Source organism: Rhizobium rhizogenes NBRC 13257, from assembly GCF_000696095.1.
Taxonomy (GTDB): Bacteria; Pseudomonadota; Alphaproteobacteria; order Rhizobiales; family Rhizobiaceae; genus Rhizobium; species Rhizobium rhizogenes.
In genome coordinates this window covers 19,943-46,774 of record NZ_BAYX01000007.1, presented here as the reverse complement: position 1 = coordinate 46,774, position 26,832 = coordinate 19,943, and the positions used below count along the sequence as shown (strand labels likewise).

29 protein-coding genes and 1 riboswitch are annotated in these 26,832 nt (G+C 59.8%); of the genes, 20 read left to right on the top strand and 9 right to left on the bottom strand.

Annotated features, from left to right (window positions below):
• Positions 1-6: 6 nt before the first annotated feature.
• Complete coding sequence (locus RRH01S_RS16550; protein WP_042473172.1) at positions 7-1,062, bottom strand: hemin-degrading factor; 1,056 nt, start codon at positions 1,060-1,062, stop codon at positions 7-9.
• Between the two features lie 9 nt (positions 1,063-1,071).
• Positions 1,072-1,245 (bottom strand): hemin uptake protein HemP, encoded by a 174-nt coding sequence (gene hemP, locus RRH01S_RS16545; RefSeq protein ID WP_034519271.1) that lies wholly within the window; start codon positions 1,243-1,245, stop codon positions 1,072-1,074.
• Between the two features lie 197 nt (positions 1,246-1,442).
• Here hemP and RRH01S_RS16540 point away from each other — a divergent pair, with 197 nt between their 5' ends.
• The 5 genes from RRH01S_RS16540 to hmuQ all read left to right on the top strand — a co-directional run bounded on the left by RRH01S_RS16540 (position 1,443) and on the right by hmuQ (position 4,315).
• On the top strand, positions 1,443-1,898 hold the full coding sequence (locus RRH01S_RS16540) for a hypothetical protein (protein WP_034517761.1): 456 nt from the start codon (positions 1,443-1,445) through the stop codon (positions 1,896-1,898).
• Positions 1,899-1,902: 4 nt separating this feature from the next.
• Positions 1,903-3,099 carry a cell envelope integrity protein TolA gene (tolA, locus tag RRH01S_RS16535; protein WP_034517763.1) on the top strand — a complete coding sequence of 399 codons (1,197 nt, stop codon included), beginning with the start codon at positions 1,903-1,905 and terminating at the stop codon, positions 3,097-3,099.
• Between the two features lie 206 nt (positions 3,100-3,305).
• Positions 3,306-3,704 carry a DUF2325 domain-containing protein gene (locus tag RRH01S_RS16530; RefSeq protein WP_034517766.1) on the top strand — a complete coding sequence of 133 codons (399 nt, stop codon included), beginning with the start codon at positions 3,306-3,308 and terminating at the stop codon, positions 3,702-3,704.
• Entirely contained in the window at positions 3,701-3,979 is a 279-nt protein-coding gene (locus RRH01S_RS16525) for a hypothetical protein (protein WP_034517768.1), read from the top strand. The genes RRH01S_RS16530 and RRH01S_RS16525 overlap by 4 nt, the downstream gene beginning before the upstream one ends.
• A gap of 21 nt (positions 3,980-4,000) precedes the next feature.
• Positions 4,001-4,315: a heme-degrading protein HmuQ gene (hmuQ, locus tag RRH01S_RS16520; protein WP_042473169.1), complete on the top strand. Its 315-nt coding sequence runs from the start codon at positions 4,001-4,003 to the stop codon at positions 4,313-4,315.
• A gap of 16 nt (positions 4,316-4,331) precedes the next feature.
• On the opposite strand, the gene RRH01S_RS16515 is transcribed toward hmuQ, so the two are convergent.
• The 3 genes from RRH01S_RS16515 to RRH01S_RS16505 form a co-directional block, all read right to left on the bottom strand.
• Positions 4,332-4,709, bottom strand: a complete 378-nt coding sequence (locus tag RRH01S_RS16515; RefSeq protein WP_042473166.1) for a DUF423 domain-containing protein — start codon at positions 4,707-4,709, stop codon at positions 4,332-4,334.
• A gap of 8 nt (positions 4,710-4,717) precedes the next feature.
• On the bottom strand, positions 4,718-5,107 hold the full coding sequence (locus RRH01S_RS16510; protein WP_007689854.1) for a group II truncated hemoglobin: 390 nt from the start codon (positions 5,105-5,107) through the stop codon (positions 4,718-4,720).
• A gap of 85 nt (positions 5,108-5,192) precedes the next feature.
• The gene (locus RRH01S_RS16505; protein ID WP_012652082.1) at positions 5,193-6,233 is read right to left on the bottom strand and encodes a substrate-binding domain-containing protein; all 1,041 of its coding nucleotides are present in this window, start codon (positions 6,231-6,233) and stop codon (positions 5,193-5,195) included.
• Between the two features lie 135 nt (positions 6,234-6,368).
• On the opposite strand from RRH01S_RS16505, the gene RRH01S_RS16500 reads away from it, so the two are divergent.
• The 13 genes from RRH01S_RS16500 (at position 6,369) to olsC (ending at position 19,558) form a co-directional block, all read left to right on the top strand.
• Entirely contained in the window at positions 6,369-7,397 is a 1,029-nt protein-coding gene (locus tag RRH01S_RS16500; RefSeq protein WP_034517773.1) for a Gfo/Idh/MocA family protein, read from the top strand.
• A 19-nt stretch (positions 7,398-7,416) separates the two neighbouring features.
• Positions 7,417-8,310, top strand: a complete 894-nt coding sequence (locus tag RRH01S_RS16495; RefSeq protein WP_012652080.1) for a sugar phosphate isomerase/epimerase family protein — start codon at positions 7,417-7,419, stop codon at positions 8,308-8,310.
• Between the two features lie 249 nt (positions 8,311-8,559).
• Positions 8,560-9,828: an ABC transporter substrate-binding protein gene (locus RRH01S_RS16490; protein WP_007689847.1), complete on the top strand. Its 1,269-nt coding sequence runs from the start codon at positions 8,560-8,562 to the stop codon at positions 9,826-9,828.
• A gap of 73 nt (positions 9,829-9,901) precedes the next feature.
• The gene (locus tag RRH01S_RS16485) at positions 9,902-10,804 is read left to right on the top strand and encodes a carbohydrate ABC transporter permease (protein ID WP_007689845.1); all 903 of its coding nucleotides are present in this window, start codon (positions 9,902-9,904) and stop codon (positions 10,802-10,804) included.
• Position 10,805: 1 nt separating this feature from the next.
• Positions 10,806-11,690 carry a carbohydrate ABC transporter permease gene (locus RRH01S_RS16480; RefSeq protein WP_034517776.1) on the top strand — a complete coding sequence of 295 codons (885 nt, stop codon included), beginning with the start codon at positions 10,806-10,808 and terminating at the stop codon, positions 11,688-11,690.
• A gap of 69 nt (positions 11,691-11,759) precedes the next feature.
• Positions 11,760-12,848: an ABC transporter ATP-binding protein gene (locus RRH01S_RS16475; RefSeq protein ID WP_034517778.1), complete on the top strand. Its 1,089-nt coding sequence runs from the start codon at positions 11,760-11,762 to the stop codon at positions 12,846-12,848.
• Between the two features lie 31 nt (positions 12,849-12,879).
• Positions 12,880-13,443 carry a TetR/AcrR family transcriptional regulator gene (locus tag RRH01S_RS16470; RefSeq protein WP_034517779.1) on the top strand — a complete coding sequence of 188 codons (564 nt, stop codon included), beginning with the start codon at positions 12,880-12,882 and terminating at the stop codon, positions 13,441-13,443.
• Between the two features lie 19 nt (positions 13,444-13,462).
• Entirely contained in the window at positions 13,463-13,804 is a 342-nt protein-coding gene (locus RRH01S_RS16465; protein WP_007689838.1) for a DMT family transporter, read from the top strand.
• Positions 13,805-13,967: 163 nt separating this feature from the next.
• Positions 13,968-14,753 carry a ThuA domain-containing protein gene (locus RRH01S_RS16460; RefSeq protein WP_007689835.1) on the top strand — a complete coding sequence of 262 codons (786 nt, stop codon included), beginning with the start codon at positions 13,968-13,970 and terminating at the stop codon, positions 14,751-14,753.
• A gap of 8 nt (positions 14,754-14,761) precedes the next feature.
• The gene (locus RRH01S_RS16455; RefSeq protein ID WP_007689827.1) at positions 14,762-15,805 is read left to right on the top strand and encodes a Gfo/Idh/MocA family protein; all 1,044 of its coding nucleotides are present in this window, start codon (positions 14,762-14,764) and stop codon (positions 15,803-15,805) included.
• A gap of 147 nt (positions 15,806-15,952) precedes the next feature.
• A complete protein-coding gene (locus RRH01S_RS16450) occupies positions 15,953-16,777 on the top strand; it encodes a class I SAM-dependent methyltransferase (protein WP_034517781.1) in 825 nt (274 codons plus the stop codon).
• A 57-nt stretch (positions 16,778-16,834) separates the two neighbouring features.
• Positions 16,835-16,922, top strand: a riboswitch (Fluoride riboswitch).
• Between the two features lie 116 nt (positions 16,923-17,038).
• On the top strand, positions 17,039-18,385 hold the full coding sequence (locus RRH01S_RS16445; protein WP_042473161.1) for a voltage-gated chloride channel family protein: 1,347 nt from the start codon (positions 17,039-17,041) through the stop codon (positions 18,383-18,385).
• A gap of 327 nt (positions 18,386-18,712) precedes the next feature.
• On the top strand, positions 18,713-19,558 hold the full coding sequence (gene olsC / locus RRH01S_RS16440) for an ornithine lipid ester-linked acyl 2-hydroxylase OlsC (protein ID WP_080705442.1): 846 nt from the start codon (positions 18,713-18,715) through the stop codon (positions 19,556-19,558).
• A gap of 91 nt (positions 19,559-19,649) precedes the next feature.
• Here the strand turns inward: olsC and RRH01S_RS16435 are convergent, their stop codons facing one another.
• Both RRH01S_RS16435 and olsE read right to left on the bottom strand, forming a co-directional pair.
• On the bottom strand, positions 19,650-22,973 hold the full coding sequence (locus RRH01S_RS16435; protein ID WP_037221147.1) for a thiamine pyrophosphate-dependent enzyme: 3,324 nt from the start codon (positions 22,971-22,973) through the stop codon (positions 19,650-19,652).
• A 267-nt stretch (positions 22,974-23,240) separates the two neighbouring features.
• Positions 23,241-24,239, bottom strand: a complete 999-nt coding sequence (olsE, locus tag RRH01S_RS16430) for an ornithine lipid hydroxylase OlsE (protein ID WP_007689814.1) — start codon at positions 24,237-24,239, stop codon at positions 23,241-23,243.
• Between the two features lie 233 nt (positions 24,240-24,472).
• Between olsE and RRH01S_RS16425 the strand changes: the two genes are divergently transcribed.
• Together RRH01S_RS16425 and aac(6') are read left to right on the top strand one after the other, a co-directional pair.
• On the top strand, positions 24,473-24,958 hold the full coding sequence (locus RRH01S_RS16425; RefSeq protein WP_037221143.1) for an HIT family protein: 486 nt from the start codon (positions 24,473-24,475) through the stop codon (positions 24,956-24,958).
• Between the two features lie 49 nt (positions 24,959-25,007).
• On the top strand, positions 25,008-25,448 hold the full coding sequence (gene aac(6') / locus RRH01S_RS16420) for an aminoglycoside 6'-N-acetyltransferase (protein WP_037221141.1): 441 nt from the start codon (positions 25,008-25,010) through the stop codon (positions 25,446-25,448).
• On the opposite strand, the gene RRH01S_RS16415 is transcribed toward aac(6'), so the two are convergent.
• On the bottom strand, positions 25,445-26,107 hold the full coding sequence (locus RRH01S_RS16415; protein WP_042473488.1) for a GNAT family N-acetyltransferase: 663 nt from the start codon (positions 26,105-26,107) through the stop codon (positions 25,445-25,447). The genes aac(6') and RRH01S_RS16415 overlap by 4 nt on opposite strands.
• Positions 26,108-26,141: 34 nt before the next feature.
• Complete coding sequence (locus tag RRH01S_RS16410; RefSeq protein WP_042473159.1) at positions 26,142-26,825, bottom strand: pyridoxamine 5'-phosphate oxidase family protein; 684 nt, start codon at positions 26,823-26,825, stop codon at positions 26,142-26,144.
• Positions 26,826-26,832: the final 7 nt, after the last annotated feature.

The following is a 26,832-nucleotide window of genomic DNA, read 5'->3' as shown; positions in this document are numbered from 1 at the left end:
CGATCCTCAGGCGGCGACGCTGGCGTCAGCCCGTGTCAGGTTTTCGATGATGGCGCGCCAGTCGCGGCGTTCGTCGAAGCCTTCCTTCCGCTTGCCGAAAAACTGGATGATCATTTCGCCCTTGGCATTATAGGCTTCGAACGAGGTGACATGGCCGTCCTTGGTCGGCTTGCGCACGGCCCAGGCTTCCGCAATGTGGTCCTGGCGCAGATGCAGGTGGAAGGTGGGATCCATGACGTTGATCCAGGGTCCCATGGTCGCAACGTTGACGATCGGGCCGGAATGGATCTGCACGGTGCCTTCATTGGTGACGAAGCACATGATCGGCAGGCCCTCGCGCACGCAGGCATGCATCATCTCGGCGACAGCACCGGTTCCGAGCTTCCAGGCGTAATCATCGCCGACGGCGCGGATCGCCGCCTGGCGGCCGATCTTCAGCTTCTTCAGCATGCCGAAGAATTCATGCGTGTCGGTCATGCGGCTCCAATGGTCGCGCAGCTCGTCGCGGCTGATATCGCCGTCGATCGCGCCATTGTCATAGCCGGAGAAATCTTCGATCAGATCCTGCGACTGGTCATCGAGGCGAAGTGCCGCGACCATGTCGTGATAGGCCTCGACATTGGAGGCGGGACGCAGATGCACCTTGTGTACGGCGTCGCCGGCCTTGTCGAAGAATTGCAGGCTGAGCTTCTGTTGGTCTCCGTCCGTCTTGGTGACGGCGAAGCCATGCGCCCAGCGCTGCGGGAAGATGCGCAGGTCGATGTTCTCACCGAGCACGATGGCGGCCTGTACGCCGGATTTGATGTTCTCGTAGACGCCGATCTTCTCGTGCACGGTGCTCTCGTTGCGCGACAGCGCCAGGACTTCACCGAGCGGGGCGATGTGCTCAAGGAAACGGTTGGCGTCGGCATCGATGCGAATGGCGGAAATGCCGACTTCGGCGGCGACCAGCGCGGCTTCGGAAACGCTCAAGCGGGCTGCGATATCGCGCTCGCGCATGTTCGAATTCTCGGCGCGGAAGGCGCGGATGGCGGCGGGGGTGGGGCGGGTCGTCTCGGTCATCTGCTATGCCTATTTGTTGAGAATGAGTTTGCCTTGGCGCGTGATCTTCATCCGATAGACCGCACCCTCATGTCTGATCATGATTTCGGTCTGGCCCCGGAAAATATCCGTGCTTTCGACCATTCTAATTTGCTGTGCGGCCACTGGCGGCACCGGCTGTATTGGGGGCTTCTCAGCAATCATCCTGCTTGGTTTTGCCTGAAAATTCATAGGGGACCGAAGGTTACTCCGGCCAGATTTAACTTGACTCACATAGTCATGGTTTCCTAAAGACGCAATAGAAGACTGTTGGAGTCAAGTTTAAAATTTTAGGTGGTGCGCGCGCCGGCATCCAATGCTCGCTTTGCGTTCGCCAAGAGACATTTCGGGAGTGATTGCTGATGCTGACCAAGACGATTTTAGCCGTTGCCGCCGGTGGGCTGTTTGCCATGGCTTCTTGTGTCCCGGCCTTCGCCGAGGATGCGGTCGCGGCGCAGGCTCCTGCAACGGATGCGCAGAAGCTCAACGTCGAACTCAACGCGCTGGCGCCCTCCCAGAAGGGCTGCATGATGACCTTCGTTGCGGAAAACGACCTGGCGACGCCGATCAGCAAGATCTCCTTCGAGCTTGCCTTCTTCAACGACAAGAATGCGGTCGACCGCGTCACCGTTCTCGACTTCCGCGACCTGCCGGTCGGTAAGAAGCGCGTACGGCAGTTCGACATGCCCGGTGTGAAATGCGAAAGCGTAAGCCGCATCATCGTCAACGATACGCCGGTCTGCGATGGCCCGGCGGCGGGCGCCTGCAAGGCCGCCTTGATGACGCGCTCCCAGCTTTCCGTTCCTTTCGAAGGCTGACGCCATGGCACGCCGCTCGGCTCAGGTTTCCATCGATCGCCGCCGCTCCGGCGATGGCTTGAATGACAACTATCCGAGTGTGCTTCCGGGCCATGAACTGGCCGGCCTCGACGGCCTGCCGCATCCGCCCACCGCCGAGGCAGTATCGCATTACAGCCGCTTCACCCAGATCGACTCCTATCCCGTTCACCCGACCGAGCCCGCGCCGGATGCCTCCGAGCCGCCGGTCATGGACATGTTGTCGGCGGAGAGGACGCAAAAAGTAGCGGGTGCCGGTAAGAAGTCACTTGCTTTCGCTGGCTTGGGGTCCTGCTTCTTCCACGCCATGGTGATTGCGGCGTTGCTGGTGGCGATCGTCGCAACGCCTGAAGAGGCGCAGGAAGAAGCCGGCGATACCGTCAGTGTCGTAATGATCGGCAATTCCGATATGGATCAGATGGCGGCAGGTGAAGAAAGCCCGCAGCAGCCCCCGGAAGAGGTGACGGCAGAGGCTGTGCAGCCGGAAACGGTTCAGCCGACCGAAATCAAGCCGGATGAAGTACAGCCGGCCGAGCCAGAAGCCGTTCAGCCTGCTGAGACGGAAGTGCAGCCGACCGAAATGGCGGAGGTGGTTCAACCGACCGAGCAGCCACAGGTCCTTGCAACGCAAGCGCCCGCCGAGACGACCGTCGTGCAGCCGGCCGAAACTGTGCAGCCCGTTGAGCCGACACCTGAAGTTGTCACTCCGCTCGCAAAGCCCGTTCGCCAGGAAAAGGCGAAGGAAGTTGTTAAGAAGCCGGTGCCGAAGATTGCGAAGGTTAGGACCGGCTCCAATGGCGAGAGCCAGCAGGATTCGAAGAGGGGTTCTGTGGAAGGAACCGAGACCTCGCAGTCCGATACGAATTCGCTGTCAAACGCCCGCCGCACCGGCTCGGGTAGTGCAGCCGTTGCCAATTATCCGGGTAAGGTCCAGGCCCGCATTCGCCGCGCCGTCCGTCTGTCGTCGAAATATGAAAAGGGCATAACGGTGCGTGTGCGCCTGACAATTGGTGCGAGTGGTGAGCTGGCTTCCCTCTCGGTAGCACGCAGCTCGGGTATTCCAGAGCTGGACGAAGCTGTCACCGACGGTGTCAGGCGGGCTGCACCCTTTCCGCCGTTACCCTCGGAATGGGGCAAGCCGAGCTGGACGTTCACGCAAGAGGTTCAGGTAACCGGGCGGTAGGTTGCGTTCGTGCCTATAGCAAGCATCGTATCGATTTCAATCGTTTGACCATCTTTGGGCCTGATTGTTGCGTACGGAAAACATGTCGCGACAAAATATGATAATAATCGTCAACTTTATACTTTACTCCAAAACTCATGTTTAATATGGTCACCCAGCGCTCGACGGAATCGGGTGCGCAAGAGCAACCAATGAACGGGTGATGTATGGCGCGTAAGGGGAAGAGGGATTTGGGCCGGGATAGTCGCGAGGCGCAAAAGCCGGAGCAGACATCCGGGAAATCCAGCCTCGATGGGCGCAGTTTCCTGTATGTCGGCGGTCGCGATTGCCAGGTGGCGCATCTGCGGCAGATCGCCAGCAACTTCGGCGCCGAGCTGATCCATCATGATGGCGGCTTGCGCGAGGCGGTGTCGCGCATCGACACCGTGCTACCGTCCGTCGACTGTGTCTTCTGCCCGATCGACTGTATCAGCCATGATGCGTGCCTGCGGGTGAAGACCGGCTGCAAGAAGTTCGGCAAGGCGTTCATACCCTTGCGCAATGGCAGCAAGTCGAGCCTCGAGCGGGCGCTGAACACAATGAACGAACGAGACGCTACCCGATGAATGACAAAGGCCCTGACGGGTTCATGATGATCGGTCTGCACAAGCTGGCCGCGCAGAATGGTGACGGCCTCGTGCCGGAACTCTATGAATTGCTGATGCGTCGTGCAGAGCAGCAGCGGCAGGCTCCCAACGTGATGACCTTTCCGTCCTGGCAGGCGCGCCTGCGGGGAGAGCAATCGGATATAGCGCCAGATATTACGGCACGCGATGGCACGAATGTCATTGCCTTTACACCTCGACCGGGCAAGACTGTCGACCGTCGCAAGAAGGTCTGATTGCCCGAGAGGTCTAGCCCCATGTACATCGCCATGAACCGCTTCAAGGTCGTCATCGGTTCAGAGATTGCTTTCGAAACTATTTGGAGAGACCGTGATTCCCGGCTGGGGGAGGTTCCCGGTTTCGTGGAGTTCCGCCTGCTGCGCGGTTCCGTGAATGTCGAGGAGGGTTATACGCTATTTTCCTCGCATACGATCTGGCGCAGCGAAGAGGATTTCCTCAACTGGACGAAATCCGAGAATTTCCGCGAGGCGCACCGCAATGCCGGCAGTAACAAGGCATTGTACTGGGGGCCGCCGCAGTTCGAAGGGTTCAATGTGGTTGCTGGGGTTTGAGATAGGCTGACACGCCTCAAGCTCCCGCCGCGCCTTTCCTGAAGAAAGCGCTCAGCGCCACGACAACCCATCCCGCCACCATGCCCATTCCTCCGGTCGGCACGGCCAGGGGAAATAGCGAGCTGCCGAGAAAATGGCGGCTGACCAGATCGCCCGCGAAGATCAGCGTTCCCAATCCAAGCAGGATGGTCGCCACCGGCGCGGTGCGGATGCGGTCATAGCCGGCGTAGAGCGCGAGCAGGGCAGGGGCATGTGCCAGGCACATGGTCGAGGCGGAGCCGAGAAAAAGTGTATCGCCGCCATGGGACGCGGCGGCTGCAAGCGCGACACCGGCGGCGCCGAGGGTGCCGGCAACAAACAGGGTGAGCGGACGGATTATCGTGCTGAAGCTCATGTCTTCTCTCATTCCCGGTTCTGCATATGGAAGGCGAGGCGCTCGATGGGCTCCCAGATGATCGCCCGCAGCTTTTCGTTTTCGATGGTTTCAGCCATGGCGCGGCGGAAGCAGAGCAGCCATTCGTCGCGCTCGGCGGGGCCGATAGCGGCGACGAAATGACGGCTGCGCAGGCGTGGATGGCCGCGTTTCTCGATATAGAGCTGTGGTCCGCCGAGATAGCCGGTCAGATATTCGTAGAATTTTTCACGGGAGCCTTCGAGGCTCGGCGGATGCACGGCGCGGCAGTTGGCGGCTTCCGGCAGCGTGTCCATCAGATCATAGAAGCGTGTCGTCAGCGCACGCACGGTCTGATCGCCGCCGATCGCCTGGTAGAGTGTGATGGTCTCTTCGCTCAAATGCCGGTCCCCGTTCGCCGCGTTCTACATGGCAATTTGCAAGGCGGATCGCAATCGCAGATTTCACCCATGCGGCGTTTCGGCGCTACTCCGCCTTCAGGTGAAAACTGTCGCTTTCTCCGGGGACGAGCTGTAGCGGCCAGATCATTTGGCGCTTGGTCTTGGGGTAGATATGGCTGTAGGCGGGCATGCTGGAGAGCAAGATCTCGGCCAATTCGACACCGAGTTCGTGCAGGGATGTGCGAAAGCAGGTTAGCGGCGGTTGCAGGAATTTGGCGCGCGGCGCCTCGCGAAAGCCCACGACGGCAATATCGCGCCCTGGAATGATGCCGGCTTCCATCACGCGCTGGTAGAAGCCGATGGCCATCAATTCGTAGATCAGGATTACAGCCGTCGGCTTGTCATCGAGGTGAAGCAATTTGTCGGCGACCTGATAGCCACCCTGTTCGCTCGATTTCGCGCGAATGACCAGATCCGGGTCGTAGGCGATGCCGTGCCGCTCGAGCGCGCGCCGATAACCCTCCACGAAGATGAAGCCGAGATTGATGTCGCTGGAGGGCGCGCTGATAGCGATGCGGCGATGCCCATGCGCCACGAGCCGGTCGACAGCGCAATTGGCGACGCCGTCGAAATCGAGGTCGGCCCAGGAATGCTGCCCGATCGAGAGGCTGCGGCCAAGCGCTGCGAAAGGGATTTTCGTTTTGGCGAGCAGATCGAAGCGTTTGTCGATGCGCTGTGTCTCGGAAATGATCAGGGCATCGACGATGCGCCTCGCCACCATGCGTTTCAGGTACTCGTAGGGGTCTTCGTCGTTCGGGCAGGGGAGCATGACCAAATCGAGGTTGTGGCGCGCGAACACGCTCTGCAGCCCACCCGTAACGGTCAGAAAGAAATTGTCGCTGTTTTCAACCGTTTCCTTGCTGGATTGGATCATCAGGCCGATGACGTTGGTCGTGCCTTGCCGCAGGCTGCGCCCCGATTGGTTGGCCACATAGCCCAGCTGTTCGGCGGCGGCGAGTACGCGCTTGCGGGTCTCTTCGTTGACATCAGGCTTGCCGTTCAAGGCGCGTGATACTGTGCCGATCGAGATATCGAGATGTTCGGCGAGCTGACGAATTCCCTTCATCGGCGGGTGTTTTCCTCCATGCGCCATTTTCCATAGTCCTCCTCTATTGACACAGGAAAATCTTTTCGCATAGGATCGTAAACGTTTACGGAATGCGTGTCACGAGGAGTTTGACACCATTCGCTGGAGGGAATCGTGAAATTTAACGCCATTTTGTGCGGGTGCGGAGCTATGTCCAAAGGCTGGCTCAAGGCCATCGCCTCGACGCCGTCGCTTGCCGAAACCATCAATGTCGTGGGCCTGGTCGATCTCAATCGAGCGACCGCCGAAAACCTTGCGAAAGAGTTCGGTCTCGAAGAGGCCGTTATCGGTTCGGACCTTGCCGCAGTCATCGCGGCGACGAAGGCCGACCTGGTGTTCGATGTCGTCATTCCCGCCGCTCGCTTCGGCGTTGTCTCGACGGCGCTGAAAGCCGGCTGCCATGTCCTCAGCGAAAAGCCGATGGCAACTTCGCTTGAAGAGGGGGCTGCCCTCATCGATCTCGCCGCCAAGACCGGCAAGGTACACGCCATCATCCAGAACCGCCGCTTCATCTCCGGCGTGCGCCGTCTGCGCCGCTTTGTCGAAGAGGGCGCGATCGGCGAGCTCACCGGCATTCATTGCGATTTCTTCCTCGGGCCGCATTTTGGCGGCTTCCGTGAGGAGATGGACAATGTACTCCTGCTCGACATGGCGATCCATACTTTCGATGCCGCCCGTTTCGTTGCCGGCAAGACGCCGCTTTCGGTCTATTGCGTCGAGAAGAACCCTGCCGGGTCCTGGTACAGGCATGGTGCGTCCGCGCATGCGCTATTCGAGTTTTCCGACGACGTCGTCTTCAGCTATCGCGGCTCCTGGTGCACTGAAGGCAAGCGCACGAGCTGGGAGAGCCAATGGCGGCTCACCGGCAGCAAAGGCATGCTGACCTGGGACGGCGAAGAACATTTCGAAGCTTCCGTCGCCGGCCATGAGCCGGGCCTGTTGCATGGTTTTACCCCCATCGACGTTCCCGGCCCCAGGCATGATGACGAGACGCATGGGCATGCCAGCGTCATCGCCTCCTTTATCGATGCGGTGAAGACGGGCAAGCGGCCGGAGACCGAAAGCAGCGACAATATTCATAGCCTCGCAATGGTCCTCGGCGCGATCGAAAGCGCCAAGTCGGGCCGGCGTATCGAAATCTAAGCATAAGGACAGTGAGACCATGACAAATCCGGCAAAGGCCATCCGCATCGGAACGATGATCAAGGCGACCAGTGAGGATGCCGCCAAGGGCATCGCCAAGATCGCCGATCACGGCTTCGAAAGCTTTGAACCCTTCTTCTGGCAGACGACCAACGGCCAGAATCTGGCGGAGCTCGGCAAGCGCTGCCTCGACGCCATCGGCAGCCGCGACATTACCATTTCCACGCTTGGCATGTTCGGCAATCCGCTTGAAACCACCGAGCTCGATCAGCAGACGCTGCAGGGCTGGAAGGATTGCATCGACAACGCCCATCACTTCGGCGCCACCTGCGTTGCCGGCTTCACCGGCCGGATTCGCAACAAGCCGCTGACCGACAGCCTGCCACGCTACAAGCAGGTGTGGAGCGAGCTTGCCAAGCGAGCCGCCGACAAGGGCATCAAGATTGCCTTCGAAAACTGCGCCATGGACGGCAACTGGGCAACCGGCGACTGGAACATCGCGCATAATCCGGATGCCTGGGAGCTGATGTTCAACGAGACGCCGGACGACAATATCGGCCTCGAATGGGAACCCTGCCATCAGATGGTCTATCTGATCGAGCCGCTGCCGCAGATCCGCAAATGGGCAAGCAAAATCTTTCACGTTCACGGCAAGGACGCGACGATCCGCTGGGACGTCATCAAGGAGCACGGCATTTTCGGCAAAGAGAAGTTCGTCTTCATGCGTACGCCAGGTTTCGGCGACAGCAACTGGACGGACATCATCTCCGAATTGCGTCTCGCCGGCTGGTCGGGATCGATCGATATCGAAGGCTGGCATGACCCGGTTTATCGCGACGAGTTGGAAATGACTGGTCAGATCCATGGCCTGAACTATCTGAAGCACAGCCGGGGCGGCGAATTCGTCGAATAGCGTGCCCGCTCCTTAAATCTGAATCGATTTAAGGACGGAGTTATGCGTTAATTCGGGGAACTGGAGCGGCGTCGCCGTGCGGCGTTCCAGTCGGCCCGGATATCGGAACGGAGGAGCGTTGCGACATCCAAGTGGTTCGTCTCATCGTCGATGAACGGACGAGGGGTGAAATAAGAGGAGCACCGACGGGCATCGCGAGCCATGCCGTCGGACTGAGACCGTCACGGTTCGCATGGTGGAGGACAATTTATGAACATGTTTTCGAAGCTGGCGATCACCGCCGGCATGTCGCTCTTGTTGGCTGCCGGCGTCGCGCAAGCGCAGAGCAAGACATTAAATGTCTGGTGGTATGAGCTGCCGGATACACCTCAGGCCAAGGCCTGGACGAAGGCGCTCGGCGAACTTAAGGCCAAGCATCCCGATGTCACGATCAATTTTGAACAGAAGACCTTTGAGCAATTGCAGAAGGCAGGCAGCCTTATTCTCAATTCGGACCAGGCGCCGGACGTGCTGGAATACAACAAGGGTAATGCGACGGCCGGTCTCGTCGCCTCGCAGGGCCTTCTGACCCCGCTTGACGATGAATTCAAGACGCGCGGTTGGGACAAGATTGTCAACGAAACCAACACGCAGCTCAGCAAATATGATCAGAGCGGCGTTTACGGCTCCGGTCCGATCATCGGCCTTCCGGTCAACGCCGAGTTCGTCTCGGTCTTCTACAATATCGATATGTTCGAGGCCAACGGCATCAAGGTGCCGACGACGCTGGACGAATTCGAGGCCGCCCTGGAGACTTTCCAGAAGAAAGGCATCACACCACTCGCTTATGGCACAGTCGACTCCAATGCGCAGCATCTGCTCTATACGCTGGCGCTGACACAGGCTGACGATACCTGGGTTAAGAACTATCAGGGCCTCAAGGCGCCGCTTGATACCAAGCCTTTCCTGTTTGCCGCGCAGAAGATCGTCGATTGGGTCAAGAAGGGTTACATCTCCAAGGATTCGACGGGTCTGAAGGGGACGGGAGGTGCCGACAACCTCTTCTCTTCCGGCAAAGCGCCGATGTTTGTCAGCGGAACCTGGAACAACGGCAATTTCGCGAGCACGATCAAGAATTTCAAGTGGAGCCAGTTCATCTTCCCGACCCCGAAATACAGCACGGGTTCGACCGGCAACCTGTTCATGGTGCCCAAAAGCTCCAAGAACAAGGATCTCGCCTATGAGTTCATCGATCTGGTGCTGAGCAAACAGAACCAGAATGACCAAGCCAATTTCGGCGGCGTGGCCATTGCTGCAGATCCGGCAGCGATCACCGATCCGGTCGGCAAGCGCAATGTCGAGCTCTTCAACGAGATCTCGAGCAAGGGCGGTCTCGGTTTCTATCCGGACTGGCCGGTTCCCGGCTATTATGAGCTGCTGATCCAGGCGACCACCGGCCTGGTGAATGGCTCGACGACGCCGGAGCAATTCGCCGATCGCCTGAAGAAGGCTTACGACGACGCGCAGGCAGCGCAGTAACCCCTGTACTGGAGCAATTCGCAGCGGCGGGACGGCTTGATGCCGTCTCGCTGTCTCGGACTGGAGGAATGCGATGGAGAAGTCCAAAAACTCCGGCAGGGCGGGGTATTATCTCTATATTCTGCCCGGCATGCTGGGGTTCGCTCTGATCGTGCTTGTCCCCCTGATCGCCAATTTCGCGATCAGCTTCACGACCTGGAAGGGCATTGGAACGCCGAGGTATGTCGGGTTTCAAAACTACGAGAGATTGCTCGTGGACGCGGCATTCTGGGGATCGATCCAGCACACGCTCCTGTTCATCATTTCGATGACGATCGTGCCGATCATTCTGGGCCTGGTGCTGGCGGCGGTGCTGTTCGACTATATCAGCGCACAGTTCGGCGAGACCTTGTCGAGCTTCTTCCGCGCCGGCTTTTATCTGCCGCAGATTTTGCCGCTGACCGCAGCCGGCGTGCTGTGGGGGTGGATCCTCAATCCGATCGGGATCGTCAACGCAGTCCTGAAAGCGATCGGCCTCGATTTCATGGCGCAGAACTGGCTGGGGGATGCAAGTTACGCGCTCTGGGCCGTTTCCGCCGTCATTGTCTGGATCCAGGTCGGCTACTGTCTGGTGGTCTTCATGTCGGGGCTGGCGCGGGTCGATCCTTCGCTCTACGAAGCCGCCGAGCTCGACAATGCCAGCTGGTTCGGCCGTTTTCGCTACATCACGATCCCCATGCTGATGCCGGAGATTTTCGTGGTTGCTCTCACCACGTTGATCGCCGCCCTGAAGGTTTTCGCGCCGATCTACGTCTTGACATCCGGCGGGCCGGACAATGCGACGACGGTGCCGTCTTACCTCTCTTACTACCACTTCTTCACCACCAACCGCGTCGGCTATGCGGCCGCGATTGCGACACTGCAAACCGTCGTAACGATCATGCTCGGTATCTTCTTCCTGCGCATGCAATCCAAACAGACCGAAGGGGGACACTGAGATGGCTGCTACGGCTTCACTTTCGGCCACGGTCGCATCGGATGCGCCGACGGAGCATCGCCAGAAGAAGGGCGTGACCCGCTGGATCGTCCTGGCCGTTCTGTTCGTTTTTCTTGGTGGTACGCTGTTTCCGTTCTTCCTGGCGGCTTTCAACGCCATCAAGACCCCGACCGATTATGCGGCCAATGGTCCGCTTGCCTTCCCGCATAGCTTCGACCTGACGGCGCTCAAGAATTTCTGGAGCAATGTCGACTTTACGCGAAAGCTTTTCAACAGCATCCTGATCAGCGGCTGCACCGCCATTCTCGCGGTCGTTCTCAGTCTCCTCAATGCCTATGCCATCGGCATCGGTCGCGTGCGGGGAGGGCGGGTGTTGCTGGTAATCTTGCTGATCTCGATCATGGCGCCGCAGGAAGCCCTGATCTATCCGCTTTACTACATGGCCAAGCAGGTGGGCCTATTCGATTCCATGCTGTCGGTGATCCTGATCGTCGGCGTGCTGCACACCGCCTTCGGCACATATCTTCTGTCCTCGGTGCTGACCACCTTCCCGCGTGAGATCATCGAGGCGGCGCAGATCGACAATGCGAGCCGCTGGCAGATCCTGTGGTTGGTGATCGTGCCGGTTCTCAGGCCGACACTTGCCGTGCTTGCGACTTTCTTCTTCATCTGGACCTGGAACGAGTTCCTGATCCCGCTGGTGTTCCTGGTCTCCAACAACAACCAGACGGTTTCGGTCGCCATGGGTGTCCTCTCAGGCGCCAATACGCAGGATCCGACGGCGGTTGCCGCAGCTTCGCTGCTCGGCGTCACGCCGACGGTGATTTTCTTCCTGATTTTCCAACGCACCCTGACGCGGGGCGTGGCTGCTGGTGCTGTCAAATAGACGAATGCCGGGAACATAAAGAGAGAAACAGCAGGTCTGGCGAAGTTCAATTCTTCCGGAGGAGGAAAAATGGCAGGAATCAACATCAAATCCGTCACCAAGCATTTCGGTGCGGTGCAGGTTCTCAACGACATCGATCTCACGATCGAGCCCGGCGAATTCGTCGTGTTCCTGGGCGGCTCCGGCTGTGGTAAATCGACTCTGCTGCGGATGATCGCAGGGCTTGAGGCGATCACCAGCGGTGAGGTCTGGATCGGCGGACGGCGGGTCGACCAGCTTCCGCCCGGCGAACGCGGCGTATCGATGGTGTTTCAATCCTACGCGCTCTATCCGCATATGACGGTACGTGACAACATGTCGTTCGGTCTCAGAAACATCGGTACACCGAAGGCCGAGATCGCAAAGCGCATCGACATCGCAGCCACCATATTGGAGATGCCGCATCTGCTTGACCGCAAGCCATCGGAGCTTTCGGGCGGCCAGCGTCAGCGTGTCGCCATTGGCCGCGCTATCGTGCGCGAGCCCGATGTCTTCCTGTTCGATGAGCCACTGTCCAACCTCGACGCTGGTCTGCGCAACCGCACCCGCGTCGAGCTTGCGCAATTGCATGAGCGGCTGGGCGCAACGATGGTCTTCGTCACCCACGACCAGATCGAGGCGATGACGCTTGCCGACCGGATCGTGCTGTTGAACAACAAGAAGATCGAACAGGTGGCGACGCCGGTGGAGATCTATACGCGGCCGGCGACGCGCTATGTCGCCCAGTTCATCGGCTCACCCGGAATGAACTTCGTCAACGTGGCCGGCGTCGGCGAGGCCGGGGGCTTTGCGACGGCGACTTTGCCGGACGGATCGATCATCAAGACTGCGGTTTCGGTGAACGGTATGGCGCGCTCGGAGCTGACGCTCGGCATTCGGCCGGAATATCTGGTGGCGACCACTGCGGACAAGGGCGACATCGCCGGAACGGTCGAGACGGTGGAGCGGTTGGGCGACCGGTCGCTCGTCCATGTCCGGCTGAAGGACGGCTCGAAGATCATTGGCACCGACCCGGGCATGACGACCATCACTAGCGGTGCGCCGATCGTCTTTGCCGTCGATGGGGCAAAGCTGACCATTTTCGACCAGAACGACGTAGCCCATCACGCAGCGCATTGACGAAACCGTCCAACTGGTATGTTATGTCGCCATGTCTACAGCGCACCACAGAAAGAAGCAGCCTTTGCTCGTCCGCCAGCAGTTGCTGGAGGTGGCGGCGCGGCTGGCGTCGGAGAAGGGCATGACGGCGGTGACGCTGGATGCGGTTTCGGGTGCCTCCGGGGTCAGCAAGGGCGGATTGCTGCATCATTTCCCCAACAAGAATACGCTGCTGGAGGCCTTGTTCGACAGTTTGATCGAGCGGCTGGACCGGGCGATCGAGGAGGAGATGCGAGCCGATCCGCTGCCGCATGGGCGCTTCACCCGCGGCTACCTTCGCGCCTGCCTGGCGCTGCGCGACCAACCCGAGGAAACGAAGGATTGGGCTCAGGTGACGATGGTGCTGCTCAGCGAGCCGCAATTGCGGCAGCGCTGGCTCGACTGGGTGCGCGAACGCAGCGAGGAATATGTCGGCACGGACTCCTCCGTGGATGCGGCGATCGTGCGGCTGGCGACCGATGGGATCTGGCTCGCCGATCTGCTCGACAGCCATGCGATGGACGAGAGCGCCCGCGAGAAACTGGTCGAGCGGCTGATCGAGCTCACGCAACTCTAATGAATATCGAGAGGGTTTGATGGCGAACGCGTCCGTTTATGCGGTGCTGATGGTGGCGATCGTGCTGGAGGTGATGGGCACGACGGCACTGCAGATGTCGCAGCAGTTCACCCGGCTCGGTCCCTCGATCGTGCTTGTGCTGTGCTATGCCGCATCCTTCTATTGCCTGTCTGTGACCCTGCGGGTGATCCCGGTCGGCATTGCCTACGCCATATGGAGCGGGCTCGGCATCGTGCTGATCTCCACCGTCGGGCTGGTGTTTTTCCGCCAGAAACTTGATCTGGCGGCGGTCATAGGCCTTGGTCTGATCATCGCCGGCGTCATCGTCGTCAACCTGTTTTCAAAATCCGTGTCGCACTGAAAAGACAGGTGTTTCGCATGGTAATTTTAGCCTTTGTCAAATCGCTTCGGACGCATTATCTCTTGCGCTGGAAGGGCTGATGGAGGCCTGAAAGTGGCGCTTTTCCAAAGCGCTTTGGATCGCATAACCTGTTCAATCTCAATGGTATTAGAGGAGTGCCGTAATGACTATTCGTGCCGTCGTTTGGGGCGAGAACATTCATGAACAGACAAACAAGGTCGTCGCCGACATCTATCCGGAGGGCATGCATACGACGATCGCCAAGGGGCTCAATGCCGATGCCGGCATTGAAGCAACCACTGCAACGTTGCAGGAGCCGGAACACGGCCTGAGCGAAGCCCGGCTGAAGGACACTGATGTGCTGCTCTGGTGGGGCCACAAGGACCACGGCGCCGTGAGTGACGAGATCGTTGAGCGTGTCGCCAAGCGCGTCTGGGAAGGTATGGGCCTTATCGTGCTGCATTCCGGCCATTTCTCGAAGGTCTTCAAACGGCTGATGGGCACGCCCTGCGCGCTGAAATGGCGCGAAGCGGGCGAACGCGAGCGACTCTGGGTCATCAACCCGCGCCATCCGATCGCTGCCGGTCTCGGCGAACATTTCGAGCTGGAAAACGAAGAAATGTACGGCGAGCAGTTCTCCGTTCCCGAACCGCTGGAAACGGTGTTCATCTCCTGGTTCCAGGGCGGCGAAGTCTTCCGCTCTGGCATGACCTGGCGTCGTGGCGCCGGCAATATCTTCTATTTCCGCCCCGGTCACGAGACCTATCCGACCTATCACAACGACACCGTGCAGAAGGTTCTGATCAACTCCGTCAAATGGGCGCACAATCCGCTCGGCACACAGGCGAGCATCCATGATGCGCCGAACGTGCCGGTCGAGAAGGCGTTGGAGCCGATCGTCGAACGTGGTCCTAAACTCCACCAGGCCGGCGAAGCCGGTTATCGCTGAGGTATAAAATGCGTCTCATAATTGTTGGCACGGGCGGCATGGCGAAGAACCAAGCCGAGCATTTCGTCCGTATTCCAGGCGTCGAGATTGTCGGCGCCGTCGATACGGATGCGACGAGGCTCGCCGCCTTCGCCGATACGTTCGATATCAAGAACCGCTTCTTGTCGCTGGACGAGGCGCTGGCCTGGGGCGACTTCGACGCGGCGACCAATGTCACGCCGGACAAGGCCCACCACCCGACGACCTTGCCGCTGCTGGCCGCGGGCAAGCATGTTCTCTGCGAGAAACCGCTGGCGGAGAATTACGACAAGGCGCTGGAGATGACGGAGGCGGCCGAACGAGCCGGCGTCATTAACATGGTCAACCTGACCTACCGCAATGTCGCGCAACTGCAGAAGGCGCGTGAGATGGTGATCTCGGGCGAGATCGGCACGGTCAAGCATGTCGAGGCTTCCTATTTGCAGAGCTGGCTCGTCTCCAGGGCCTGGGGCGATTGGCGGAGCGAATCCAAGTGGTTGTGGCGGCTGTCGACCGGGCACGGTTCCAACGGCGTGCTCGGGGATATCGGCATCCATATCCTCGATTTCGCCGCCTATGGCGCAGCGACCGATATCGATCATGTCTTCGCTCGGCTAAAGACCTTCAATAAGGCTCCGGATGAGCGCATCGGCGAATATACGCTTGATGCCAATGACAGCTTCTCCATGTCGGTCGATTTCGCCAATGGCGCGCTCGGTGTCGTGCATGCGAGCCGCTGGGCGACTGGGCATCTGAACGAGTTGAAGCTGCGCATCTATGGCGAACGCGGCGGGCTGGAAGTCAACCACAGCCCCAACGGTTCGGAGCTGCGCGGTTGCCTTGGCGACGACACTGAAACGGCGACGTGGAAGGTCATCGAAGTGCCGCCGGTACTGACCAATTATCAGCGTTTCGCCGATGCGGTGATGACCGGCAGCCCGCAGGATCCGAGCTTCCGCCATGCCGCCAATTTGCAGCGTGTGCTGGATCTTGCCATGGTCACAGAAACGGAGCGGCGCGAACTCAAGGTTTGAGGTTGCCCCTGCTTTATCTTCGACATTCAAGCGGCCGCCTTCGGGCGGCCGTTTCATTGAGATCTGCCCAATTGCTTGACGGGATAGGGAGGCAGGTGCAGCATCCTTCCATCATGCTCTGAATGCGAGGTCATGGGAGGAGGGGTCATGTCCACCGAGGAAAAGGTTGCGAGTCATTATACGCACGGCTCACTGGAAGAAACGATCCTTGCGGGGCTTACCGCCGGCGGCAAGGATATCGATCATCTTAGCATCGACGACCTTGCCGGGGTCGATGAATTCCATCTCGGACGGCGCGAGGCCACGCGGGAGTTTGCCCGGGATCTCGATTTGATCGACGGCATGCGGCTGATTGATATCGGATCGGGACTTGGCGGGCCGGCGCGCTATATGGCCAGCACCTATGGCTCTATCGTCACCGGAGTCGATCTGACCGATGAATTCGTCAAGGTCGCCAATGTTCTGACCGAGCGTTGCGGCATGGCCGCGCAGGTGTTGTTCCGCCAGGCGAGCGCGCTGTCGCTTCCCTTTGCCGACCAAAGCTTCGAGCGTGCCACGCTCATTCATGTCGGCATGAACATCGAGGATAAGGCGAGGCTGTTTGCCGAGGTGCGACGCGTGCTGAAGCCCGGCGGCCGGTTCGGTCTCTATGAAATTATGCAGATGCGGGCCGGCGAGCTGCCCTATCCGATGCCCTGGGCGATGACGCCGGAGACGAGCTTCGTTTGTACGCCCGAAACCTATCGACAGTTGCTCAGCGAGGCCGGCTTCACGGTGGAGTCCGAGCAGGATCGCAGTGCGCTGGCAATCCGACTGGCGCAGGAGATGCGCGCAAGCGCCGCCGGTGGCGGCCAGTCGCTGAGCCTCGGCGCACTGATGGGGCCGAAGGCGGCGGAGCGCGTGGGCAATGTCGGTACGTCGGTCGGCAGCGGCCTGATCGCGCCGATCGAAATGATCGCCAAAGCAGTTTGAAGGGCGGCCGCATCCGCGGCGCCCGGATTGACAGGGACGCTTCCTTATCTGTATGAAAAATCCAACGGTAATGGATTTCTGCCGGGCCATGGTGGCCGAACCGCTGCTCTGAAGATTCAGGGAAGCTGATGACTCCTACTCAACGTGCCCGGTGGGGCGAAGGAGTAGAGTCGTGTCCGCAATCCTGCTGTTACCCCAACTTTGTTTTATGATCCTTGTCCCCGTCAGGCTCATCGCTGGTCTTCCGGGAGGGGCGAACTGATGTCGGCATCCGAGTTCTTTCATCATCGTTTCCAGCAGTTGCGCAGCATATTCAAATGGATCTTTCTGGTGGTGCCGATGGCGGCCGTGGTCGGCTCGCTCTGTGCATTGTTTCTCTGGAGCCTTGACCGGGCGACGCAGGCGCGGTTCGACTATCCCTGGCTGATCTTCCTGATGCCGGTTGCCGGTTTCCTGATGGTGCTGGCGTACCAGCGTTTCGGACGGGGCGCGGAGGGCGGCAATAATCTGATCGTCGAGCAGATCCATGAGCCGGGCGGTGGCGTACCGCTGCGCATGGCGCCGTTCATCCTGGTCTCGACCGTCCTGACGCATCTGGTCGGCGGTTCGGCGGGGCGCGAGGGAACGGCGGTGCAGCTCGGCGGCAGCATCGCCAGTGCCTTTGCCAGGTTTTTCCGACTGAGCCACGCCGAAGTCCGCATCCTGCTGATGGCCGGCATCGCCGCCGGTTTCGGCGCGGTGTTCGGTACGCCGATCGCAGGCGCAGTCTTCGCGCTCGAAGTGCTGACCATCGGCCGTATGCAATATGAAGCGCTGATCCCCAGCCTTGTGGCGGCGATCGCGGCCGACTGGACCTGCCATGCCTGGGGTATCGAGCACATCCAGTACCATATCGCCTATCTCGCCGGCACGCCGGCTAGCACCTTCCATCTCGATGCGCTGCTGCTTCTGAAGGTCGGCATTGCCGGCGTGCTCTTCGGGCTGATGGCCCGCTGCTTCAGCGAGATTTCCCACAGGATGTCGGCTGCCTTCAAGAAAGTTTGTGCCTATGCGCCGCTCCGGCCGGTGATTGCCAGCATCGTACTGATCGGCCTCGTCTATGCGCTCGGCACCCGAGAATATCTCGGTCTCGGCGTCTGGTCACCCAATCCTGGCGATGCGACGATCCCGGGCTTCTTCGATCCGGCGCGCGTCGATTATTGCAGCTGGTTCTGGAAGGCGGTCTTTACTATCGTGACGCTGAGCTCTGGCTTCAAAGGCGGCGAGGTGACGCCGCTGTTCTTCATCGGCGCCGCACTTGGCAATGCCATCGCCGCCATTCTTGGCGCGCCGGTCGATCTCTTCGCGGCACTCGGTTTCGTCGCGGTTTTCGCAGGCGCTACCAATACGCCGCTCGCCTGCATGATCATGGGCATCGAGCTCTTCGGTGCGACACACACGGTCTATCTCGCCGTCGCCTGCTTCCTCGCCTACATCTGTAGCGGCCATACCAGCATCTATTTGTCGCAGCGTGTCGGCGTCGTGAAGGGTGCCGCTGACGGCGGCATTTCGTCCGGCGTATCGATCCGCTCGCTGCTGAACACCAAGACCAAGCGAGATGAGCCGTGAGCTCGCAAAATTGTGAAATCATTGCGGAAAAAATCTTGGGCTCGGCCGTATTTCCGCCGGCTCCGGGGCAGATATCCGCAGAAAACAGGCATTGAAAAATACGCACGACAAAGCCCCGCTCTTGCGAACGGATACTCTTGCGAAATTCGACTAATGAACTCATATAATCGCTTATTATGATCATTGCATAACAGAGGAGTCGGGCGCAGATCGTGGATCGGCCAGGCAAATGCAGACGTTGCTGGACCTATTGCCGCTCCAAGATTCCCGCGCAAATTCCCCTGAGACAAGATTTCCTCCTCCCAAACAACCCCTACGCAGACAGACATGACGGAGAGCACTTTGAGCGCACCAGCTCCCACAACCGCCGAGCCGAATGCTCCGGAACAAACCTTTGGTACAACCGGCATCGCGCCGATGGATCGCCCAAGCACAGTCACACGCTTCTTTATGGGCGTCGTCGCCTGGGCCGAAAGCCTTAATTTGAAATACGCCAAGCTCGGCAATCCGCCGGTCTTTGACAACGCCACTTTCCCCTGGGCCGCCGAGATCGAGAAGGATTATCCCGCGATCCGTGCCGAGCTGGAAAAGGTGCTGGAACGCCAGAGTGAGCTGCCGACCTTCCAGGACATTTCTACCGATGTGAAGACCATCTCGACCGATAACCGCTGGAAGACCTTCTTCCTTCTCGGATTCGGCGTGAAGTCGGAGCAGAACATCAAGGCCTGCCCGAACACCTGGGCGGCGGTGCAGAAGATCCCGGGACTGACGACGGCGATGTTCTCGATCTTCGAGCCGGGCAAGCACCTTCCCGCCCATCGCGGCCCCTATAACGGCGTGCTGCGCCTGCATGTCGGCCTGATCGTACCGGAGCCGAAGGACCAGCTCGCCATCCGCGTCGACAAGCAGATCTGCCACTGGGAAGAAGGCAAGGCGCTGATCTTTGACGACGCCTATGAGCATGAGGCCTGGAACCACACCGACAAGACCCGCGTCGTCCTCTTCGTCGATTTCGTCAAGCCGCTGAAATTCCCGGCCCGCATCGTCAACTGGGCTTTGATGAACCTGGCGATCTTCACGCCCTTCATCAAAGAGGGCCTCGACAATCATAAAGAATGGGAAAAGAAATTCTATGCCGAAGCCGAGGCGCTGAGAAACCGCCCGAAGGCGTAGTTAGCACTGGCTTGTTAATCTTACGAAAAACCCCGGAATCCGCTGCGGATTTCGGGGTTTTGTTTTGGTCGATGTGAAGAGCCGTTTGCGGTTACTTGATCGTGCGTACGATGGCTGCGCCCGAGGTCATGCCGCCGCCGAAGGCGACGAGGCCAAGGTTGAGTGGCTCGGAGCGTTCCTTGGCGACATGCATCATGGCGAGCGGAATGCTCGACGAGCTGGTGTTGCCGTAGTTCTCGATGACGCTCAGCGCCGGGCGGCCGCTGCGCTTGGCGATGGTGTCGATGATGCGCTGGTTGGCCTGATGCGGCACCAGAAGGTCGAGATTGGCAAGCTCCAATCCTGCATCGACGCAGGCATCCTCGATCGAGCGCGACATGGAATGAACGGCTTCGGTGAAGACCGAGCGTCCGTTCATGGAAATGACGCCCTTGTCCGGCAGCGGTACATAGAGAAGATCGCCCGGTTCCGGACGGCCGCTGATGACCGGGCGGCTGGCTGCAAACAGCGGATTGCGCGCCATGTCGCGGCTGGTCACCAGGCAGGCGGTGGCGGCGTCGCCGAACAGGATGGCGGTGGAGAAATCGCTCATGTCGAGCAGCGGTGACAGCACTTCCGAGGTGACGATCAGCACCTTGGCGTCGTTCTGCTGGGCAATGAAATCGTAAGCCTGCTGCAGGGCATAGAGATAGCCGGAGCAGGCGGCGCCCATGTCGTAGGCGGCGAGCGACGGCCGCACGCCGTCTTCGGCAACGGCAACCGAAACGCGGCTTGCGAGCGACGGCGTCGCGATATCGGGCGTGCCGGTAGCGGCAATGACGAGGTCCATGTCATGGATCGTCGTATTGGTCTGGTGCAGAAGGTCGCGAACGGCCTTGGTCGCCAGGCTCAGCGTGCTTTCGCCGGGGCCGACCCAATAGCGGCTCTTGATGCCGGTCAGCGCGAAGATTTCCTCTGCGCGCCGGTTCGGCCAGTTATGGATGATCTCTTCATTGCTGACACGGCGGGCGCCGGTCGCAAAGCCCATGCCGCTGACGGCGATTTCCGTGAAATTACCGGAATGGCGGCGCAGCGCCGGGATGGCGTGCGACTTCAGGCGGCGCAGCACGAACTTGTTCTGGACCTCGGAAGCCAGCGCGAAATTGCGCTCGCTGAGGTCGCGGTCGGCGTCCACGGTCAGAAGTGGGCTGTCGGTGGCGATCTGGTCGCCGATCTTGACGAAGACTTCCTGCACCACGCCGCCAATATTGGCGCAGATCTCGACCGAAGCCTTGGTCGCCTCGACCACCGCGACGAGCTGGCCAACCTCGATCGTATCGCCAGGCTTCACCAGGAGATCGGTCACCAGCACGTTTTCGTCGGCGGGGCCAGAGCCGATCGCCTTGATCGCGGCCGTCGGGCCAGACTTGTCCTCTTCATGCCAGGTGACCTCGCATTCGAGGACTTCGGCCATCAGATCGACCAGCTTGCTGTAGGATGGCAGCGTTTCCAGCTGGTTGCCGAAGTTAAAGGGGACATGCGAGTCAGAACGGGCAAGCCGGCGGACGACGACAGGCACGTCGGCCTTTTCGGAGACGGTGGCGACGATTTCAGCGCCCATACCGACCGTGCGGTTGTCTTCATGCACGACGATCAGGCGCTTGGTGCGCTTGGCGCTGGCCAGCACTTCCTTCTCATCCCATGGCGAGATCGAACGCAGGTCGATGACCTCGACCGAAAATCCCTGGGTCTCGAAGGCGCTTGCCGCCTTGGCGCAGAGCGACACCGTGTTGCCGTAGGTGACCAGCGTCAGGTCGCGGCCGCGGGCGATATAACGCGACAGGCCGGGACGGACGAAATGCTGGTCGACATCGACGGAGGTGCGGCCGTCGGAATTGTTGAGCACAGCCTTCGGATAGAGAAAGACGGTCGGGCGTCTGGATTCGAAAGCGGCATTGAGCAGGCCGGCAGCATCGCCGGCGGTGGAGGGCATGACGACGTCGATCCCGGGCGTGTGCGCCAGCATGCTCTCGAAGCTTTGCGCGTGGAACGGTCCAAGGCCGGGTTTGTAACCGCCGCAGCTCACCATCAGGATGACGGGCGATTCCCAGTCGCCATTGCTGCGCCAGAACATGCTGCCCATTTCCGAGACGATCTGGTTATAGGCGAGCGGCAGGAAATCGGCGAATTGCAGGAAGGCGACGGGGCGCTGGCCGGCTAGCGCCCGGCCGACGGCGGTGCCGACGATGGTCGATTCGCTCAGCGCCGCATTGTAGACGCGCTCGGGATACTTCGTGCTGAGGCCGCGTGTGACGCCGAAGACATCGCCCTTGGGGTCCTCGATGTCCTGGCCGAAGAGGACGACATCCGGATTGTTGGCCAGCTGCTTGTCGAGCACGCCGTTCAGCGCCTCGCGCATCGTCAGCGTCGCAGCACTGGCGCCGCCGCGATATTCGGCTGTCTTGTCGAAGGAGGCTGGGTAGGGCGCTTTTGCTTCCGGCTCGACCTTAGGCGCATCTTCCTTGCGGGCAAGGGCTGCTTCCGCCTGCACTTCTGCAGTCAGGTCTTTTTCGATCTTGTCCAGCGCGGTGTCGTCGATACCCGCCTTCAGCAGGGCGACTCTCAAATTGATGAGAGGATCGCGGTAAGCCGCGTTCTCGATCTCATCCTGCGTGCGATAGGTCTTCTGGTCGTCGGCGTTGGTGTGGTCGGTCAGCCGCTCCATGTTGATGACGACAAGGCTCGGCGTGCGGTTGTTGCGGCTATGGCGGACGGCCTTGCGGAAGGCTTCGCGCGAGGCCGCCAGATCGTCGCCTTCGGCACGGATGATGTCGAGGCCGTAGAAGGATGGTGCGGGGCCGGTCGGCAGATCGAAGAAGGTCTGCTTTCTGGTCCGCGTCGAGATGGAGAAACTATTGTCCTCGACGACGAAGACGACCGGATATTGGCCGCGCACGGCTTCGGCCACGGCTTCCAGAAATTCGCCTTGCTGCGTGGTGCCGTCGCCAACGCAACAGATGGCGATCGGCATGCCTGCCTTATGCTTCAGCGCTGCGCTGGCACCGACGGCATGAAGTGCATTGTTGCCGACCGGACCAACGATGGACGTGATGTTGAGAGCGCGGGAGGAAAGATGCGCGCTCATCTGGCGGCCGGCGGAATGCGAATTGCCCGTGGCGAGAAGGCTGGAAAAAAACTCACGAATGGGCATGCCGCGCGCCAGCATCAGGGCTTTGTCGCGATAGTGCAGATGCAGCCAATCGTCGTCATGAAGGAATTCATTCAACAGCGCCGTCGACTCGTGTCCGGCACCGGAAACATGAAAGTGTGCTATGCCTTGCTTAATGAATTCTCGTTCAAGTCTATCTATTTCACGAGATGTGAAAAATATTCTATGGAGTTGCTTGAGATGATCTGTGGTAAATCTCCCTTCCATTTCAATAGTTTTCCTAATCTTTCATGGTCAATAATTTGCGAGGGATAGGTAACCCCCCAGGGTGCCTTTTTCAATACACGTTAAATGACAATATCTTCTCGATTTGAAATAGGTTTACGTGTGTCGGCGGCACTTCGAATTGGGTCGAGCCGGTTTCCCTGGACACAGTCTATGCGCTTTCGCGCAGTAGCGGGGCGAGGCCATTTCATCCTTGCCTGTCCCTGCGCCGCATATCCATTCGAAAATTTGACCGGTGTCGCGTGTCTTTCAGCCTGACTTGCGGATCGGCTCCTCGGCCTGCTTGCGCCGGGAGGCGGCCTTGGCGGCGGCCAGTTCTTCCTTGTCCCGGACTTCCTTCGGCTTCTTGCCGATGATCTGCTTGGCGCCTTTCTTGGAAAAGGGCTGCACGAGTTGGGCAACGAAACTGTCGGCGACCTTGCCGGTAATGCCGATGTCGGTGGAGGAGGGGCGAGGTGGGTTATAGTAGGTGCCGAGGATCTGGTCCCAGATCACAAGGTTTTCCCCATAATTGGTATTGCCCTCGGCCAGCAGCTTGGAATGATGCCAGCGGTGCAGGCGCGGAGTGGAGAGGATCCAGTCGAGCGGGCCGGTACGGACATCGATGTTGCAATGGGTCAGAAGGCCGATGAAGGCCGTGACCGCGCCTATCCACAGGAAGACCGGCAGCGGCGCGCCGAGCAGATAGAGCGGGATCTGGCCGAGCGCGATCTTGAACAGCGAGTCGATGATATGGAAACGTCCGGTATTGATGACCCATAGGCGTTCGACGCTGTGGTGCAGGGCATGGAAGCGCCATAGCGACAGATATTCATGTGCAAGGCGATGGGCGAGATAGAGGCCGAATTCAGCGATGACGAGCCCGAGCACGACCTGCAGGGCCATCGGCCATTGCTCCGGCCAGATATTCGCCTTGTGGCTCAGGAAAGGCTGCGCCACGGTCGCCACCGCCATCGGGAATGAGGTGCCAATGGCCGCGGCGATCTGCACGCCGCCCTTGCTCAGGAGCGTATGAGCGATGTTGTTGAACGTCTCGCCATCGCTCTCCAGCCAGGTCTCTTCATAGGGCATCAGCCGCTCGAAGAGCGCGATGATCGCCACGATCGAGAAATAAGTGACGTTGAACCACAGCAGATGCATATCGGACTGGAAGGCGAAATAGGAGCCTGTCAGGCCGGCGCAAAAGATGGCTGGCCACAACAGGGATGAAACAGCAGCGTAAAGGCGCGAACTGTTTTTTGACGTCATGCCATTGTCCTCGAATTGTCATCTGGTGGTTGGCGCGTGAATATGCGCGATATGTAACGCGATGATTGTGGTCGCGAAAGGGAAAACTTGAGTCGAGATAGAAGCGTGCATTTCACTATATTGCAGACGCTGATCAACCTCGTCGTCTCAAGTTGCTCCGCCTTAAGACATCGGTCTTTGCGGGCGTAAGTCTTGGGTGGGGCTGCCCTGACGGCAATGAAAAGGTGACGTCGTTGGATATTCCTTCCAAATTCAGAATTCACGAGACGGAGCATTGGCTCGTGAACCATCGCATGGACACGGTCCTGCCGGGTTATCTGATGGTCGGCTCCAAGCGCGGGACGAATGCGTTGTACGATCTGCCAACCGAAGCGCTCGCATCGCTTGGGCCTCTTCTTGCCAAGGTGCAGCGGGAGCTCGAAACCCTGCTTCATCCCGCGCGCGTCTATATTGGCCGCTACGGTCATTCGCCGGGACATCCGTTACATTTCCATATCATGCCGGTCTATGATTGGCTTGAAGCCCTGTTCTGGAAGGATGAGCGTTATCGGGCTCTTGGCTCCTTCGGTCAGCCTGCGGGGGAGCCGGGGACGGATGGTGCCGAGCTGACATTCTTTATCTGGCGGGAGTTTTGTGAGGCGCCAAATCCGCCGCCAGTCACGGGGCCGACTGTTTCGGACGTCGTCGCGATGATGCGGAGCACGTTTTTGACGGCTTAGCTGGGGGAGTGTCATTGCGGCTAAATCTATCAAAGGATGGGGAGGGACGATGCAAATAAAGGAAGCCAGTTTCGAACATCTGGATGCATGGTTGCGTCTGCGCGCCGAGCTCTGGCCGAGTAGCTCGATGGAGCATCATCGCGCCGAGCTGACACAAATTCTCACGAAAGAAAATGCCATCGCCTTCATTGCTTGCAATCAGACGGGTCACGCAGTGGGGTTTGCCGAGGCGACGCTCCGGCATGATTATGTCAATGGCTGCAAGACCTCTCCGGTGCTTTTCCTTGAGGGCATTTATGTGCGCCGGGAGTACAGGCGGCAGGGCGCCGCGCAATTGCTTTGCCGCGCCGTCGCCGATTGGGGACGAGCCTCCGGGTGCCAGGAATTTGCTTCGGATGCGCTGCTCGACAATGTCGAAAGCCATGCCTTTCACGACGCGTTGGGTTTCGAGGAAACCCAACGCGTCGTGTACTTTCGAAAGCTGCTCTAGCCGAACGTCAGCTTGCTCTTCTGCTGTCCGGCCTCGTCGAAATTCTCCGGGCTCAGCCACCGCTCATAGCCGGCCTTCAGGCGCGGCCAGTCGGCATCGATCATCGCGAACCAGGCGGTGTCGCGGTTTTGGCCCTTGGCGACCATATGCTGGCGGAAAATGCCTTCGAAGGAAAAGCCGAAGCGCTCGGCGGCGCGTTTGGAGGGCTCGTTGAGATTGTTGCATTTCCATTCGAAACGACGATAGCCGAGCGTGTCGAAGACATAGGAGGCGAAGAGATAGAGCGTCTCGGTGGTGACGCGACTGCGGGCGATTGCCGGACCCCAGAGAATGCTGCCGATCTCGATGACGCCATGCGCGGGGTCGATACGCATCAATGCCTGCCGGCCCTCGGCCCGGCCGGTCCGCTTGTCGATCGTGGCGAAGAACAGCGGGTCGGTGCTGGCTGCGGCTTTCTCGAGCCAGGGCGTGAAGGTGGCGAGATCGGCGGGGACGTTCTCGAACAGGTAGCGGAAACGATCATCGGCGCCGGGCGCCTGCGCCGAAGCGAAGAGGTCGGTGCTATGGTGCGTGGCGTCGAGCGGTTCCAGCCGGACATAGCGGCCTTCCAGAGTGATCCGTTGCGGGCGCGGCACGCCGTTCCAATTCGTAAGGTCCATGTCGAAGTCCTTCGGTATCAAATGCGAGGGCAATCTATCGAAGCCGGCCTGATTGTATCAGCGCCGCCAGCGGTTCGGGTAGCTCTATTCCGTCGAGCAATCCGGGTGCGGCTTGCGCCGGGGCGAGGTGGCTGCGCACCGGCAAGACGCCCGCCCAGACCGGAACATCCGCCTCGTCGGCATCGCCCGGCGGGCCGTTGCGCACCTTGGCGGTCGCCTCCTCGATTTCCATCCGCAGCACGGAGGTCGCTTTCACCTCCTGGCTGGTCATCGGTCGCAGGCTGTCCCAGCGGCCGGGAAACAGGTTCTCGACGAAACGGCGGAGCGCATCGGCCTTCTCCTCGGTGTCCTCCAGCAGGCATGCCTTGCCGAAGACCATGGCGGAACGGTAGTTGACCGAATGGTAGAAGGCGGAGCGGGCGAGCACATAGCCATCCATGATGCTGCAGGTGAGGCAGACGGGCATATCCTCCGCTGCGCGCAGAAAGCGGCTGGCGGCGGAGCCGTGCCAGTAGACATGATTGCCTTCGCGCCAATGCAGCGTCGGCGTCACATAGGGCGCACTATTGATGACATAGCCGACGTGACAGAGCGGGGCGGCGTCTAGGATAGCATGGACGTCCGCCTGCGCATGGCTGCCGCGATGATGTTCGCGCCGCACGCGCGTGCGTTCTGTGGTCGGATAGTCGTCGGTGGATAGCGGGGAGAGATCGGCCATGGTTTTC

Excerpts from the sequence above, each read along its gene's own strand:
- RRH01S_RS16450 (WP_034517781.1), top strand. The coding sequence starts at position 15,953 with ATGTCCACCGAGGAAAAGGTTGCGAGTCATTATACGCACGGCTCACTG.
- RRH01S_RS16490 (WP_007689847.1), top strand. The coding sequence starts at position 8,560 with ATGAACATGTTTTCGAAGCTGGCGATCACCGCCGGCATGTCGCTCTTG.
- olsE (WP_007689814.1), bottom strand. The coding sequence starts at position 24,239 with ATGACGTCAAAAAACAGTTCGCGCCTTTACGCTGCTGTTTCATCCCTG.
- RRH01S_RS16410 (WP_042473159.1), bottom strand. The coding sequence starts at position 26,825 with ATGGCCGATCTCTCCCCGCTATCCACCGACGACTATCCGACCACAGAA.
- tolA (WP_034517763.1), top strand. The coding sequence starts at position 1,903 with ATGGCACGCCGCTCGGCTCAGGTTTCCATCGATCGCCGCCGCTCCGGC.
- RRH01S_RS16470 (WP_034517779.1), top strand. The coding sequence starts at position 12,880 with ATGTCTACAGCGCACCACAGAAAGAAGCAGCCTTTGCTCGTCCGCCAG.
- hemP (WP_034519271.1), bottom strand. The coding sequence starts at position 1,245 with ATGATTGCTGAGAAGCCCCCAATACAGCCGGTGCCGCCAGTGGCCGCA.
- RRH01S_RS16525 (WP_034517768.1), top strand. The coding sequence starts at position 3,701 with ATGAATGACAAAGGCCCTGACGGGTTCATGATGATCGGTCTGCACAAG.
- RRH01S_RS16485 (WP_007689845.1), top strand. The coding sequence starts at position 9,902 with ATGGAGAAGTCCAAAAACTCCGGCAGGGCGGGGTATTATCTCTATATT.
- RRH01S_RS16495 (WP_012652080.1), top strand. The coding sequence starts at position 7,417 with ATGACAAATCCGGCAAAGGCCATCCGCATCGGAACGATGATCAAGGCG.
- RRH01S_RS16540 (WP_034517761.1), top strand. The coding sequence starts at position 1,443 with ATGCTGACCAAGACGATTTTAGCCGTTGCCGCCGGTGGGCTGTTTGCC.
- RRH01S_RS16505 (WP_012652082.1), bottom strand. The coding sequence starts at position 6,233 with ATGAAGGGAATTCGTCAGCTCGCCGAACATCTCGATATCTCGATCGGC.
- RRH01S_RS16435 (WP_037221147.1), bottom strand. The coding sequence starts at position 22,973 with ATGGAAGGGAGATTTACCACAGATCATCTCAAGCAACTCCATAGAATA.
- RRH01S_RS16550 (WP_042473172.1), bottom strand. The coding sequence starts at position 1,062 with ATGACCGAGACGACCCGCCCCACCCCCGCCGCCATCCGCGCCTTCCGC.
- RRH01S_RS16475 (WP_034517778.1), top strand. The coding sequence starts at position 11,760 with ATGGCAGGAATCAACATCAAATCCGTCACCAAGCATTTCGGTGCGGTG.
- RRH01S_RS16515 (WP_042473166.1), bottom strand. The coding sequence starts at position 4,709 with ATGAGCTTCAGCACGATAATCCGTCCGCTCACCCTGTTTGTTGCCGGC.
- olsC (WP_080705442.1), top strand. The coding sequence starts at position 18,713 with ATGACGGAGAGCACTTTGAGCGCACCAGCTCCCACAACCGCCGAGCCG.
- RRH01S_RS16455 (WP_007689827.1), top strand. The coding sequence starts at position 14,762 with ATGCGTCTCATAATTGTTGGCACGGGCGGCATGGCGAAGAACCAAGCC.
- RRH01S_RS16415 (WP_042473488.1), bottom strand. The coding sequence starts at position 26,107 with ATGGACCTTACGAATTGGAACGGCGTGCCGCGCCCGCAACGGATCACT.
- RRH01S_RS16480 (WP_034517776.1), top strand. The coding sequence starts at position 10,806 with ATGGCTGCTACGGCTTCACTTTCGGCCACGGTCGCATCGGATGCGCCG.
- RRH01S_RS16465 (WP_007689838.1), top strand. The coding sequence starts at position 13,463 with ATGGCGAACGCGTCCGTTTATGCGGTGCTGATGGTGGCGATCGTGCTG.
- RRH01S_RS16530 (WP_034517766.1), top strand. The coding sequence starts at position 3,306 with ATGGCGCGTAAGGGGAAGAGGGATTTGGGCCGGGATAGTCGCGAGGCG.
- RRH01S_RS16460 (WP_007689835.1), top strand. The coding sequence starts at position 13,968 with ATGACTATTCGTGCCGTCGTTTGGGGCGAGAACATTCATGAACAGACA.
- hmuQ (WP_042473169.1), top strand. The coding sequence starts at position 4,001 with ATGTACATCGCCATGAACCGCTTCAAGGTCGTCATCGGTTCAGAGATT.
- RRH01S_RS16445 (WP_042473161.1), top strand. The coding sequence starts at position 17,039 with ATGTCGGCATCCGAGTTCTTTCATCATCGTTTCCAGCAGTTGCGCAGC.